We start from the raw sequence: 15,025 nt of genomic DNA on the forward strand, positions 1-15,025 counted from the left end.
GACGCCTAAAGCTAAAAATTATTTCTTTTGGGCGATAATCGCAACCCAGTCTTCCATTAAAATTGTTTCCACTATTGAAAAACCTTCGTTTATGATAGCATCCTTGACCAAATCTTTTTTAGCCTGAATGATTCCTGAAGCGATGAAAGTGCCTCCCGGCTTTACAACACGGGCCACATCTTCAGTAAACCGTAAAATGACTTCGGCAAGAATATTGGCGACAATGACATCAGCTGAATGATCTTCTATACCGTCAAGAAGGTTGTTCTGGGCAACCGACACCTTCTCCTGGACCTTATTCAGCTTAATATTCAGCTTCGCGGATTTAACAGCCACTTCGTCAAGGTCGTATGCCCTGATATTAGCAGCGCCAAGTAAAGCGGCTGCTATGCTCAGCACTCCCGAACCAGTGCCCACATCGATCACTTCATCCCCTGCTTTTACAGTTCGTTCGAGCGCCTGGATGCACATTACAGTCGTTGGATGGGTTCCCGTACCGAAAGCCATCCCCGGGTCAAGTTCAATAATCAATTCATCGCTACTGACAGGGGTATAATCCTCCCAGGTCGGAACAACCGTGAACCGCTCGGAAATTTTCACGGGATTATAGTACTTTTTCCAGGCGGTAGCCCATTCTTCCTCGTTCACTTCCGATATCGTGACTTTGTTTAACCCGATATCGATATCATGGATGATCAGATTATTGATTGATTCCTTAATGGCATCGACCGTCTCCCCAAGGAAACTGTTTACAGGAAGATATGCCTTTACGATAACACCTTCCTCAGGATAATCCTTTGGATCCAGCTGATAAATTTCCCCGAACTGGTCTTCCCGCTCTTTTATAAGCTCATATGGGTCTTCAATGACAACCCCGCTTGCCCCAGCTTCGTGGAGTATATGGGAAATCGGTTCGACTGCTTCATTAGCCGTATGGATGCTGATTTCAGACCATTTCATCTTGCCTGCCCCACTCTCAATCGCCTTTAAAGGCGCGTTTTACTTTTGAAAAAAAGCTTTCTTCATGCTCACCCAGCGGCACATTTCCGCTCATTTCCGCGAATTCGCGGAGCAACTGTTTTTGTTTGTCAGTCAGTTTTGTCGGTGTGATAATCCTGACAATCACATGCTGGTCGCCTGTCCCGTAGCCCCTGACATTCGGAATCCCTTTGCCGCGCAGGCGGAATTTCGTTCCGGTTTGCGTGCCTGCGGGGATTTTAAGCTTGACTTTTCCGTGCAGCGTCGGGACTTCAATTTCATCTCCAAGCGAAGCCTGAACAAACGTCAATGGCATTTCACAATAAACATCATCGCCATCCCGCTCGAAAAACTCATGCGGCTTAACATGGAAAACAACATATAAATCCCCTGGAGGCCCTCCATTAACACCGGCTTCCCCCTGGCCAGACATCCTTAGCTGCTGCCCATCATCAATCCCGGCCGGGATTTTGACATTGATTTTTCTCCGTTTTCTTACTTTTCCTTCGCCCCCGCATGTAGTGCACTTATGCTTGATTTCCTTTCCAGTTCCATTGCAGTAGGAACAAACCCTGCGGTTAACGATGCGGCCAAATGGCGTATTTTGTTCCACATTGAGCTGGCCCGTTCCATGGCAGTGGCCGCATGTTTCCGGATGCGTCCCCGGTTTCGCGCCAGAACCATGGCACGTCCCGCATGTTTCATCACGCGGAATTTCAATTTCAGCCTCTTTTCCGAAAGCGGCTTCCTCAAATGTCACTGACATTGTATATTGAAGGTCCGCGCCCTGCCTTGGTGCATTTGGGTCGCGCCTTCTTGCTGCTCCGCCGCCAAAAAAGGAATTGAATATATCTTCAAAACCGCCAAAGCCTCCACCAAAATCAGCTCCGCCTCCAAAACCGCCAAATCCCTGGTTCGGATCGGTATGCCCAAACTGGTCATAGTGGGCGCGCTGTTGGTCGTCGCTGAGCGTTTCATATGCCTCTTTTACTTCCTTAAATTTCTCATCGGCATCAGGTTCCTTGTTTACATCAGGATGAAGCTGCTTGGAAAGCTTACGGTATGCCTTTTTAATTTCATCCTTTGAGGCACCCTTCCCGACCCCAAGTACTTCATAGTAATCCCTTTTGCTCATCTAACCACTCCCGAAAAATCTCACATAAAAATAATTGTAGCATTCGCATGGATGTTAAACAATATTAAGATATTGCATCGGCCAAGCTTTCCACAGAAAAAGTCAAAGCCGGATAATGTGACTTTGACTTTTCCATGTAAAGAGGAACCTCATGTCGAGACCCTTGCTTTTCTATTGTTTAGTAACAGGCGCTAAACGGCCGCCTTCGCTTTTCTTTGTCCAGCTACGGCGGCCAGCGCCTTGTGTACTTCGGTCTCCTCCTTACGATAAGTCAACATCGGTTCACTCCGTTCACCGTGTTTCCTTTATCTCGTTCGGAGCCCTCCAGTCAATACGGCGCTAAACGGCCGCCTTCGCTTTTCTATTTGTCGTCTTTGATTTCTTCGAATTCGGCGTCAACGACATTGTCGTCTTTCCTGCCTGCGCTGTCAGGCCCTGCATCTTGTCCCTGTTGGGCCTGGGCTTGCTTCGCGGCTTCTTCATAAAGCTTCACGGAAAGGTTTTGGACGATTTCTTGCAGCGCGTCTTTCTTCGTACGCATTTCATCAAGGTCGTTTTTCTCGATTGCTGCCTTTAGGGCATCTTTTGCTTCATTGGCCTTTGCCACATCGGAAGCGTCGACTTTGCCTTCAAGGTCCTTGAGTGTCTTTTCGGTTGTAAAGACGAGCTGGTCTGCCTCGTTGCGCAAATCCGCCTCTTCTTTTGCTTTTTTGTCAGCATCGGCATTCATTTCAGCTTCTTTAACCATGCGCTGAATTTCCTCATCGCTCAGGCCGGTTGAAGACTTAATCGTGATTTGCTGCTCCTTGTTCGTGCCAAGGTCTTTCGCGCGGACATTTACAATCCCGTTCTTATCGATATCAAAAGATACTTCTATTTGAGGGATTCCACGTGGAGCTGGCGGAATATCGGCCAACTGGAAACGTCCGAGCGTTTTATTGTGCGCAGCCATTGGGCGCTCACCTTGAAGGACATGAATATCGACTGCGGTCTGGTTATCAGCTGCAGTAGAGAAAATTTGTGATTTGGAAGTTGGGATTGTCGTATTGCGTTCGATCAGTTTCGTGAATACGCCGCCCATCGTTTCGATACCAAGGGAAAGCGGGGTAACGTCCAGAAGGACAATATCCTTCACGTCACCAGAGATGACGCCGCCCTGAATTGCAGCTCCCATGGCTACGACTTCATCCGGATTTACGCCGCGGTGAGGCTCCTTGCCTGTCGCGCGTTTAATCGCTTCTTGTACGGCAGGAATCCTTGTTGAACCACCTACCAGGATAACCTTATCAATTTCAGAAGCCGACAGCCCGGCATCGCTCAAAGCCTGGCGCGTTGGCCCCATTGTGCGTTCGACAAGATTAGCTGTCAATTCATCAAATTTCGCCCTGCTTAATGTAATATCAAGGTGAAGCGGGCCTGCTGCTCCCGCAGTGATAAATGGCAGGGAAATTTGCGTTGAAGTAACACCGGAAAGGTCTTTCTTCGCTTTTTCAGCCGCATCCTTCAAGCGCTGAACAGCCATTTTATCTTGTGACAAGTCAATCCCGTTTTCCTTTTTAAACTGGTCGACAAGGTAATCAATGATCGCCTGGTCGAAGTCATCGCCGCCGAGGCGGTTATCCCCTGCGGTGGCTTTTACTTCAAATACCCCGTCCCCAAGCTCAAGGATGGATACGTCGAACGTACCTCCTCCAAGGTCGTATACAAGGATTGTCTGGTCTTCTTCCATTTTGTCGAGCCCGTATGCAAGGGCGGCGGCCGTCGGCTCGTTGATGATCCTTTCGACTTCTAGTCCAGCAATGCGGCCCGCATCTTTCGTTGCCTGGCGCTCAGCGTCATTGAAGTATGCCGGAACAGTGATGACAGCCTTCGTAACCTTTTCGCCCAGATAGTCTTCTGCATAGGATTTCAAGTATTGAAGCAGGATCGCGGAAACTTCCTGCGGCGTATACTTTTTCCCTTCAATTTCAACCGTATGGTTTGTACCCATATGCCTCTTGATCGACATGATGGTATTAGCGTTTGTAACAGATTGGCGCTTGGCAACCTCGCCGATTTGGCGCTCGCCGTTTTTGAAAGCCACGACAGAAGGAGTGGTCCGGTTCCCTTCAGGATTCGGGATTACCTTTGGTTCTCCCCCTTCGAGTACAGCAACACAGGAGTTGGTTGTTCCAAGGTCTATACCGATAATTTTGCTCATAATCCTTTTCCTCCAGTTCTATATATGTAGATGGGCAATTATTGATTGACCTTCACCATGGAATGCCGGATTACCCTATCCTTTAGCAAATACCCCTTTTGAAATTCTTCAACCACTGAATTCGGGCTGAAGGAATCATCTTCCACCTGCATGACTGCCTGATGGAAATGCGGGTCGAAAGGCTTGCCTACAGCTTCGATCGGCTCGAGCCCTTCCTTTTTCAGGGCATCCAATAATCCCCTGTAGACCATTTCCATTCCCTGCATGAGGGATTTCGCATGTTCGCCTTCGACTTCCATGTTCAAGGCACGTTCAAAATTGTCCAATGTAGGAAGGATATCTGAAATAAGGCTTTGAGCCCGGTATTTTTCTGCTGCTTCGGAATCCAGCTTCACACGGCGCCGGTAGTTGTCAAAATCGGCCTGAAGCCTAAAGTAACGATTTTCAGCTTCCGCCAGCTTCTGTTCAAGCTCCGCTGCCCTATCTGTTTCCACTTCGGTTTCTACGCTTTCTGCCGTAATTTCTTCTCCTGCGATGGCCTCTTCCGGTTCCATTTCAGGTACCTGGCTTTCAGCATTCTTTTTTTCGTCAGTCAAATTACTCACCTCCCTCAAAGGGACAGCCCACCACATGAAAAAGGGGCGGACCATCCAGTGGGCATTTCCGCCCCATACTCAATATTTCCACTGCTATTTTGTTTGATACAGCCTTGTCAGCGCAGCCGATAAATCCCGGCTCATAATTTTCAGGAGGCTGACAACCCGTGAATACTCCATCCTTGTCGGTCCGAGGATGGCGATGTTCCCAAGCTTTTCATCACCCATGGCATAGGTCGCCGTAATCAGGCTGCAATTTTCCATGGCGGTGTTGTCATTTTCACGGCCAATCCTGATCGTAATCCCGGCCGGGCTTTTCTTAATCAACTCATAAACGGGCTGTTCCTGCTCGATCATGGTCATGAGCGTCCTGATTTTTGCAATATCGTTGAATTCCGGCTGGCTGAGAATATTCGCCTTTCCGCCAAAAAACAGCTTTTCGCTAACCGGCATATCGAATGTATCCGTGATCATCAGGAGCATGCTGTCATAGTTGCTTATGTGCTGGCGGAGAAGGACCGCAACCTCTTTGTAAAGTTTATCCCTGATTTCAGGAAGCGGAACGCCGGAAAGCCTTTCATTAAGGATGTTGACCATTTTTTCAAGTTCGGAGGCATCCACGGATGGAGGCAAGTGAACCATTTTATTTTCGACATGGCCGGTATCGGTGACGATAATGGCGATGGCGGTCTCTTTGTTCAAAGGGACAATCTGAATCTTTTTTAGCTTGTTTTCCTCAACGGCTGGGCCAAGCATGATCGAAGTATAGCTTGTCATTTCGGAAAGAATCATCGCCGACCTTTGTATGATTTTCTCCATTTCAAAGATTCTTTCGGCAAAAATCGATCTAATCATCGAGAGATCCTTCTCGGTAATCGCCTGCGGAGACAATAAATGGTCCACATAATAGCGATATCCCCTTTCCGATGGAACCCGGCCCGAAGATGTATGGGTCTTTTCAATAAAGCCCAACTCTTCAAGGTCAGCCATTTCATTCCGGATTGTGGCCGAGCTGAAAGAAATCTCCCCTTTTTTTGACAAGCTTCTCGAGCCGACAGGCTGCGCTGATCGGATGAATTCGTCAATAATAACCTGAAGTATTAGCAACTGGCGTTCTGTTAACAACGTTCATCACCCCTGTTAGCACTCATTTAACCCGAGTGCTAATTCTACTAATAAAGTATCAAAATGGCCCATTTGTGTCAATCATTAAGAATCAAAAAGATGGTCAATCTTTCATTAAAAACGACTGGAAAACCTCATTCCCCAACATCCTTCCTTTGCGTGTCAGGCGGATGGAAATCCCGTCATCTTCAATCAGGCCATTTTTCGACAAATGGTTGATTTGTCCTCGGAAAATGGCATCGGGGCTTTTCCCGTATTTTCTTTCGAATACTTCTCTCTTGACCCCTTCAGCCATTCTAAGGCCAAGGAACATTTCCTCTTCCATCGCTTCCACATCTGTGACCTTGTTTTCTTCGAGAACAGGAAGCCTCCCTTCATCAAGAGCAGCCATATACCTATTCAGCGGCCCGATGTTTGAACGGCGCGCTTTCCCCAAGTAGCTGTGCGCCCCGGCTCCGAATCCATAATACTCTTCATTTTTCCAGTACGTCAGATTGTGTATGCTTTCATAGCCTTCTTTCGAAAAATTGCTAATCTCATACTGCCGATAGCCATGCAAGGCCATTTCATCCATCAGCAGCTCATACATCGCAGCTTCAACATCCTCTCCAGGAAGCGGCAGCTTTCCTTTTCTCATCAAATTATAAAAAACCGTCTTCGGCTCAATGATGAGGGAATACCCGGAAAAATGGGGAAGTCCAAGGGAAAGCGCCTCGGATAACGTTTCCCTGAAATCTTCAAGCGTTTGCCCTGGAAGTGAATAGATTAAATCGATGGAAATATTTTCAAAACCAGCCTTTTTGGCATCTTCCACCGTTTTGTATACATCCTTCGCCCTGTGGCTCCGCCCTATTTTCTCGAGCAACGCGTCGTTAAAGGACTGGACGCCAAGGCTAAGCCTGTTTACGCCATTATTTTTAAGAATGGTTAGCTTTTCATAGGAAAGGTCGCCGGGATTCCCTTCAAACGTATACTCAATTTCCCTGGCTCTCGGCAAATGGGCGTTAATGGTTTTGCATAGCTTTTCCAGCTGCAAATCGTTCAAGGCTGTAGGCGTGCCGCCTCCGACGAATATGCTTTTCATCGCCCCCGCGGGAAATTGTGCAAGCGTCAGGCCAACCTCCTCATCAAGGGCTTCCAGATATTCATTTACAGGCTGGCCCTGCAGGAAAAATTTATTAAAATCGCAGTAATGGCAAATATGCTGGCAAAATGGAATATGGATATAGGCGGCGGTTGGCGCCGTATAACTCAAATGATTCACGTTTATCACTCCAAAATAAAAAAACATATTAAACCATTATACTACAAGAGGACAAAAAAATAAGAAGCAGGAAACATAAGCTTCCCGCTTCTCTTCTGTCTTTTATAAGGCTTATCTGCAAATGAGATTTATTTCGCAGCCGCACCTTCAACGTTCGGCCTGTTATCTTCCCTGATGAACATAACAGAAATAAGGGCGATTGCAAGAAGGATACCCGCAAAATAGAATCCTGCGTTCAGTGTTCCTGTTTTGTCTGTAAGCCAGCCTGTAATATACGGAGCCAGTATGGAACCGCACATACCGATGAAGTTATATACCCCAAACGCCGTACCCAAAGCATGCTTAGGGGCATTGTCAGCAACAACGGCGACAAGGACTGGGTTGGTGCTAATTTTACCAAAGATACCGTAGCCGATTAGCGCAGCATAAAGGACATACATGCTGTCGAAGGCAACGATCGAAACGATTGCAATGATTGAAAGTGGAATCATAACCAACAGGACCGGACGGCGTTTACCCATTCTGTCAGCAATCCAGCTGAACAGGATGGAACCCGGGATTGCTGCCCATGGAACTAAAGATGATACAACTGCTACTTCTGTTCCTTCAATTCCGCGGGCATGCTGCAGATAATAAGGAATCCAAGTAACAACAACGAAGAAAGCATAGATTGCACAGAAAATTGTAATGTAAGCGAAGATAAGGTTTCTGCTGAAGAGATCTTTAGCCTTTAACTTTTTGCCGCCATTTTCACTTGCTTTCTGCTCTGCTGTTTTTGGTTTGTCTTTAATGACCCACCACATGGCAAGGCCAATTAGCACGACTGGGATCGCAATAACATAGAATGGAGCTCTCCAGCTCATTCCAAGAGTATCAACCGTATAGCTGGAAATGAAATAACCTAATGACAAACCAAAAGCCATACCGCTGTTAATAATCGCGCTGCCCACAGTGATATGCTTTGCCGGAATGGCTTCGGATGAAAGGCCATACTGAGGGCCGTAATAGAAACCTTGGAAAATCCCGACTAGCAGCCAGGCAAACATGAATGTTCCGAATGTTGTCATTGAGCCTGTAACAGCTGCAAGGATACCGAAAAGGATAAAGCCTGGGACCAATACTTTTTTCTTGCCGATCTTATCTCCGAGAATCCCGGAAGGTACGTTCATTCCCGCATAGCCGATGAAGAAGATACTGCTAATTAATCCTAGCTGGGCCGCGGTTAAATTGAATTCTTGCTCGATATTTCCCATAATCGGGTTCAAAATTGCGCGTGTCGCATAGATCGCAATCCAGCCCAAGAAGAAAACCGTTACGATTTTAATCCAATAAGGAATACCCTTTTGGGAGGCTTCCGGGGCCACATTTCGATTTGCACTTTTTTCCATTTTTCCTTCCTCCTGACTTTCTTATGGTGAATTGCCATTAAAAAAATACTATTGCGTCATTCCACTTTCAATATACGGCATAGTGCATTGCAGACGAATAAAATTTGGAAGCCATGGCATTGCAAAAAGATTAAAATCTGTTAAAAAGTTTCGTTCTTTTGCAAAAAACAAAAAATGAGGCCAGATCGATCAAGGAGTAAAATGAAAACATTTATTCCAAAGGCGTAAAAAAACCCGTACTGCGCTAATGCGGTACGGGTTGCCAACCTTTACTCCTGTGGAATGCTCCTAAGCATATATCCCAGGCCTGGGTAGGTTGCGATATAATCTTCTTTTGTGCCGAGGGCGTCCTTAAGCTTTTTCCTGATCCTCGCGATGCCAACGCGCAGGTAATCGATATCATCTCGGTATTGCGGCCCCCAAACTTCGGACAGCAATGTCTCATGGGGAACAACCTTATCAAGGTTCAGGGAAAGGATTTCCATGACGGAATATTCGGTATGGGTTAGCTTGAACTCCTTGTCCCTAATCCAGCAACGGCTGCTGCCCATATCGATGGTCAGTTCCCCGGTCCGGACCACGGATGTCTGGGTCTTCTTCGTTTCTGAATTGGCTGCCGACTGGCTTCTCCGCAAAACGGCATTAACCCTGGCGAAAAGCTCATCAAGCGAAAACGGTTTTGTTAGGTAGTCATCCGCCCCGACATTCAGCCCCTGGACCTTATCCTTCGGGTTGCTCCTTGCTGTCAGCATGATGACCGGAACATCCGAGAACTTTCGCAGTTTCTCCAAAACAAAGAAGCCATCCTGCCCGGGCATCATAATGTCGAGCAGGATCAAATCGGGCGAAATGAGGTCGAACTTCTCGAATAATTCATCACCCGAGGTAACTGTCGAAACTTCATACCCTATCGATTTCAGATTCGCGGATACGAATCTGAGAATTTTCAATTCATCGTCAACAATGCAAATCTTTTGGTTTTTCACCTTATTCTTCTCCTTCCTTTTCAGGAAAATATAACGTAAAGACACTGCCGTTCCCAGGATTGCTTTGGACCTTTATTTTTCCTTCATGGGCTTCCATGATGCCTGTGCAAATCGCAAGGCCAAGTCCCGTTCCGCCAGTCCTCCTTGTCGCCGTTACATCAACCTGATAAAAACGGTTGAAAATCTTCTCCAGCTGGTCATCCGATATGCCAATTCCATTATCAGCCACCGAAATCGTGGTATAGCCTTCTTCCCGGTCGAGGGTAATGACGATTGTCTTTGGGCTTGAATCATTGTACCGAAGCGCATTGGTTATTAAATTGATAAGCACTTGCTGGACGCGCATTTTATCCGCGAAAAATGTAAAGCCTTCCCTAAGCCGGTTATCGAACGTAAGGATGGCATCTTCCGTCAGCTGCTCCGGAATGAGTTCCATGGATAGCTCAATGATGTGGTCGGCGCGGATTGTATTCCGCTCCACATACATTGTACCGGAATCTATTTTTGAAATATCGAGCCAATCATTCACAAGATGTTCAATCCGTTCAATATCCTCGTGGACTCCTTCCAAAATTTCCTGCTTGAATTCTGGATCCCACTCCACTTCGGAACGAAGCAATGTTTCAACGCCGCCTTTAATGGTCGTGATTGGCGTCTTGAATTCGTGGGAGGTCAGCGAAATCAGATTGTTTTTCAACAGGTCGATTTCTTCTTCTTTCGTAATGTCCCGAAGCACGAGCCCTTCGCCAATTTCCTCTTCATCGAGCATGACAGAAAAGTTGTGGAGTAAATAATATTTGGATTTTTTGGATGACTGCTTATACTCAAGCTTCAGTTCCCCTATGTCATCCGCGAAAAAAGCTGTCAAATCTTCCTTATCCACATCGAACAGCAGCAAAAGCCGGTTAAAAACATCGTCGAAATTGGCGAGAACTTTTTCGCCCACTCCAACTTCATCCCCTTGTTTGCCGCTGTCTTCAAGCGAGACCACATTCAGGAAGAATTCATTCACATATTCAACTTCTTTTTGGTTATTCAAAAGCATCAGGCCTTCGGACATACTCTCAAGAACAGCCTTAAGTACGGCATGCTTGTTCCTTGTCTCTTCAAACAGGAACTTGTTCTGGAGCATGACGGCCAGCGAGCCGGCAAATGTACGGAGGAATTCCTGGTCGCTTACAGTGATGGACTGCCTTCCGGAAAGGTCTACCACCAGGAAACCGCGATTATTTTTTTCGATTTGGATTGGTTCCATGTACTGCTGCTCACCAACCATATGGCTGTTTAAATAGTGCATTAAATTTTGGTTTGTGAAGATCCTCCTGTTGGTTACTGCAAGATCGTTAAAACAAACATGGATCGAGTAGTCCATGAATTGTTCAATTTCCTGAAGGCAATATTGAATGAAATGGGCAAGATCCTTATCGGTCGAAACCGAAGTGATTAGTTTATTGACCGCTTTTAGCTCGGAATTCTTCTTTTCGAGAATGCCTGTCCGTTCCTGAACCCTCGCCTCAAGCTCCCTGTTCAGCTTCATCAAACCTCTTTTATTTTTTTCAACTTCGTCAATCATATTATTAAAATAATAGAAAAGCTCTTTCATTTCTTTTGGTCCCTGGATCTTCTGGGGCTTCGAATCCTTTTCCTTAACCCCCTTTGTATAATCCTTAATGTAATCCAGCAGCCTATGGATTGATTTTTCAAGCCTATTCGTTAGGACGAGGGATACGCCAACCATGACGAAAGCTGTAAGAAGAAGGAACACCAGGATGGTCATAATGGCATTCTTATATGTTTTTGTAATTACATCGGTAGGTTTGGCAACCCAGACGGTCCAATTAAGAGGCGAAACTTTTTCATAGGTAATATAAATATTCTCGCTTGGGTCCTTCAGGTTGAAAAAACGGCTTCCCCGATCTGCTTTATTGGAATCGATGTATCCCGCAATCTCGGATTTCGAAAGATTGACAAGCTCCCTCCTAGGATCGAAACGGGGATGGACGATAACATTCTTTTCCTGGTCAATGACTACCGTATACCCTTCTTCTCCAAAGTTCCGCCTTTGGATGTGCTCGCCCAAAGCATTCAAGTCGAGCGCGCCGAGTACATAGCCAATCATTTCCTCCTTTTCATCCAGGAGCGGGGACACAATTGTGACCAGAAGCATGTCGGTTCCTCCCCGGCCATGGAAAACGGGGGAAACAACCGTTTTCTTTGTTTTTAACAATTCCTTATAATACGACCGATCGCTGAAATTGAGATTTCCCCTTTTGGCACCATCGGTATATACTTCCGGATAAAAAACGAGGGATTGGCCCCTTGTGTCGCCGACATACATATTGACGAAACCGGGATAATTCGTCTTTATATCCTTCAGTTGTGATTGAATTGCCTGCATGTCGCCTTCTTTAAAAAGCCGCCCCGCATTCAGTGCTTCGGTCTGGATGACTTTTTTATGTTCCGATACATAATTGCTAATATAATCGGCGAGAAATTTCGTTGTTTTCGACTGGCTCTTTTGATTTTCATTCACCAGCGAAGATAATTGATAGATCTGGAAAACTCCAAGAAACGCAATCGAGAAAAAAGCGATAGTTAAAAAGGAATATATCAGTTCTTTTTTAAATGAGCGGGCTTCCTTCATCTTCCGCCCTCCCCTTTGATAATTAAAAAAAGTGGACACACCCGTTTACGCTTGACAGGACTGGCATGAAACAACTGCTTTAAGCTGCTTCCAAGCGGCTTTGCGGCGAGCTGAGGACAACTTTCCGAACTTACTGTAGTGCAGGAGCCATACAAATTTTTTCATTCTTTTATTAATAAAAAGGCATCCGCCCAAGCTTTAGTGTATAACTAACCCCGGACAGATACCATGTTCTTTTGAAAATGTGCTTATTTTGTAATATGCGTGCCTGCTTTACCTTCCATGGCCAGGTCAGCCTGATCCAGTGAGCAAATGATGGCGCGGCCGCCCTGCTCCGCGAATTTAATGGCAGCCTCCATTTTCGGCCCCATGCTTCCCGCAGAAAATTGGCCATCTTCAACATATCTTTTCGCTTCCTCTAGAGTAACATGAGTCAACGCTTTCTGGTCAGGCTTTCCATAATTTACATAGACATTCTGTACATCCGTCAAAATCATGAATACATCTGATTTAACTTCCTCCGCAAGCCTGAAACCGCTGCGGTCTTTGTCGATGACCGCTTCAATCCCGGTAAGTGTGCCGTCTTCGTTTTTGACGACCGGTATCCCTCCGCCGCCAGCCGCGATAACGATTACGCGGTCATCGGTCAATTTTTTAATAATATCTGAGCCGAGAATCGACTTTGGCATTGGGGAAGCGACAACACGCCTCCAACCACGGCCGGCGTCTTCCTTGACAACCCAGTTCTTTTCCTCGGCAAGTTCCTTCGCTTCTTCTTCCGAGAAGAAAACGCCAATTGGCTTAGAAGGATCCTCGAATGCCGGATCATCCTTTGAAACTTCTGTTTCCGTCAACAGGCTGACAACTGGGTTGTCGAGTCCAAGTTTGCGGAGCTCGTTTTTTAATGTCTGCTCCATCATATAGCCGATAAAACCCTGTGATTCAGCGCTGCACACATCAAGCGGGAATGGAGGAACGACATCCTTCGCTTCCTCATTTTGGCGGAGAATGTTGCCAACCTGAGGCCCGTTTCCGTGGGTTACGATGACAGTATGGCCATTTTTAACGATGCGTGCGATGATTTCGCTGCTTTTTTGGACATTCTGAAGCTGATTTTCATAGGTTGCTTCCTGTTTTGGCTGCAGGATGGCGTTCCCGCCCAATGCGACGACTACCTTTTGTGACATGGATAAATTCCTCCGTTTATTAAGAAAAGCGCAAGCGCCCGTTCAGCGGCGTATGGAGTGGAGGCCCCAATGTTGACTTATCGTAGCGAGGTGACCAAAGCACACTAGGCGCTAGAGCTAGACAAATTTTATACATTCTTATCTTTCAATAAAGGAAAAGAGGAATATTATTGGAGATATTCCTCATTTTCCAGTTGTATTTTCCTAGCTTGTTATTCTTCCGGATCAAACAGGCCCAATTTGATCGCATAGGCTTCCAGTGCTTTTTCAAAGCATCCTATTGGAGCGCGGACGGTTCCCGCGCCAACCTGGCCTACTCCCGCTTTCTTGTGGGCAATGCCGGTGTTGATAACTGGTTCAATCCCGGTTTCGACTACCTTCCTAGCGTCAATCCCTAGGCATGTTCCTTGGAAATCCCATGTTGGAATCGTAAAGTTGCTGTTTTGGTCGATGCAGATTTCCATCATTTCATTGCTAGTGGAAAGTGCGTCCTGGAATCCGCCGGCACCGACAAATCGTGTTACGCCAGGCGCCGCGATCATCGCCATTCCGCCGACTCCAAAAGTTTCAGTAATCGCGCTGTCCCCGATATCCGGGTTGGCGTCGTCCTGGGAATAACCGGTGAAGAAAAGTCCCTGCGGTGTGTTTACGGGAGCGGTAAACCACTCATCGCCCATGCCGCTGATGCGGATTCCGAAATCCTTCCCATTTCGGCACATTGCTGTTACAACTGTACCTTCCTGGATTGTTCTCGCTCCGTCAAGGACAGCCTTGCTAGTTGCCATCATGATATTCAGGAAGAACTGGTCCGTATCGGCAAGGAACTTGATGACTGCTTTTTTGTCATTGTCATCGATGTCCAGCTCAACGATGTACGGGCTGATTTCTTTTAGGAAAATAAGTGAAGCGGCAATGTTCCGCTGGTGGAACTCATCTCCCATCGTAATCGCTTTTGCGATGATAACGTTCATGTTCAGTCCGTTTTCAGTGAGCTTCAGCGCTTTGGAGATGGTTGGTCCCAAAACATTCTGCATCCACTTAAGGCGATTGATAACTTCGTCGGAAAAAGCGCCAAAGCGGAGCACTTTCCCAATTCCTTCGTTCATGATGCAGTAAGCTTCATTTCCTTCAGAACGGTTTTCAACGACGAAAACCGGCATATTCGCGGAGGTGATTCCTCCCATTGGGCCAACGGCGTTGACGTGGTGGCAAGGGATGAATTTCACTTCGCCGTTTTCAAGCGCGCGGACCGCTTCTTCTTCGGTTTCCGCCCAGCCTTCGAAAAGGGAAGCGCCGATGCAGGAGCCCTGCATGGGGCCGGTCATGTCTTCCCACTTGATTGGCGGTCCCGCGTGAAGGAGGACTTTGCCTTCGTTTAATTCTTTAATTTTTTCCTTTGCAGGCACAACATCGACAAGGAATGGAGCTGATCCTGAAATTTTTTCAATAACTGCCTTGTTTGCTTCATCCATAGATTTGTATTGCATGAAGAATCCTCCCAATCATTATAGTTTGGTTACAA

Annotated in this window: 11 protein-coding genes; all 11 read right to left on the reverse strand. The window is 46.6% G+C overall.

Annotation, left to right across the window (positions count from 1 at the left end; translation table 11 throughout):
• Positions 1–18 precede the first annotated feature (18 nt).
• On the reverse strand, positions 19–960 hold the full coding sequence (prmA, locus tag DRW41_RS18400; protein WP_115453492.1) for a 50S ribosomal protein L11 methyltransferase: 942 nt from the start codon (positions 958–960) through the stop codon (positions 19–21).
• Between the two features lie 16 nt (positions 961–976).
• Positions 977–2,113, reverse strand: coding sequence for a molecular chaperone DnaJ (dnaJ, locus tag DRW41_RS18405; RefSeq protein WP_115453493.1), 1,137 nt, complete (start codon positions 2,111–2,113; stop codon positions 977–979).
• 361 nt (positions 2,114–2,474) lie between these two features.
• Positions 2,475–4,313 carry a molecular chaperone DnaK gene (gene dnaK / locus DRW41_RS18410; RefSeq protein WP_115453494.1) on the reverse strand — a complete coding sequence of 613 codons (1,839 nt, stop codon included), beginning with the start codon at positions 4,311–4,313 and terminating at the stop codon, positions 2,475–2,477.
• 38 nt (positions 4,314–4,351) lie between these two features.
• Positions 4,352–4,909: a nucleotide exchange factor GrpE gene (gene grpE / locus DRW41_RS18415; protein ID WP_281272332.1), complete on the reverse strand. Its 558-nt coding sequence runs from the start codon at positions 4,907–4,909 to the stop codon at positions 4,352–4,354.
• Positions 4,910–5,002: 93 nt separating this feature from the next.
• Positions 5,003–6,034, reverse strand: a complete 1,032-nt coding sequence (hrcA, locus tag DRW41_RS18420; RefSeq protein ID WP_115453496.1) for a heat-inducible transcriptional repressor HrcA — start codon at positions 6,032–6,034, stop codon at positions 5,003–5,005.
• A 103-nt stretch (positions 6,035–6,137) separates the two neighbouring features.
• Positions 6,138–7,307, reverse strand: coding sequence for a radical SAM family heme chaperone HemW (gene hemW, locus DRW41_RS18425; protein WP_281272333.1), 1,170 nt, complete (start codon positions 7,305–7,307; stop codon positions 6,138–6,140).
• 119 nt (positions 7,308–7,426) lie between these two features.
• Positions 7,427–8,686, reverse strand: coding sequence for an MFS transporter (locus tag DRW41_RS18430; protein WP_115453498.1), 1,260 nt, complete (start codon positions 8,684–8,686; stop codon positions 7,427–7,429).
• Positions 8,687–8,955: 269 nt separating this feature from the next.
• Positions 8,956–9,672, reverse strand: a complete 717-nt coding sequence (locus tag DRW41_RS18435; protein ID WP_115453499.1) for a response regulator transcription factor — start codon at positions 9,670–9,672, stop codon at positions 8,956–8,958.
• Position 9,673: 1 nt separating this feature from the next.
• Positions 9,674–12,316, reverse strand: coding sequence for an ATP-binding protein (locus DRW41_RS18440; protein ID WP_115453500.1), 2,643 nt, complete (start codon positions 12,314–12,316; stop codon positions 9,674–9,676).
• A gap of 248 nt (positions 12,317–12,564) precedes the next feature.
• On the reverse strand, positions 12,565–13,503 hold the full coding sequence (gene arcC, locus DRW41_RS18445; RefSeq protein WP_115453501.1) for a carbamate kinase: 939 nt from the start codon (positions 13,501–13,503) through the stop codon (positions 12,565–12,567).
• 212 nt (positions 13,504–13,715) lie between these two features.
• Positions 13,716–14,990: a YlbE family protein gene (locus DRW41_RS18450; RefSeq protein ID WP_115453502.1), complete on the reverse strand. Its 1,275-nt coding sequence runs from the start codon at positions 14,988–14,990 to the stop codon at positions 13,716–13,718.
• Positions 14,991–15,025: the final 35 nt, after the last annotated feature.

Origin of the sequence: Neobacillus piezotolerans, from assembly GCF_003362805.1 — a bacterium.
Lineage (GTDB): Bacteria > Bacillota > Bacilli > Bacillales > Cytobacillaceae > Bacillus_D > Bacillus_D piezotolerans.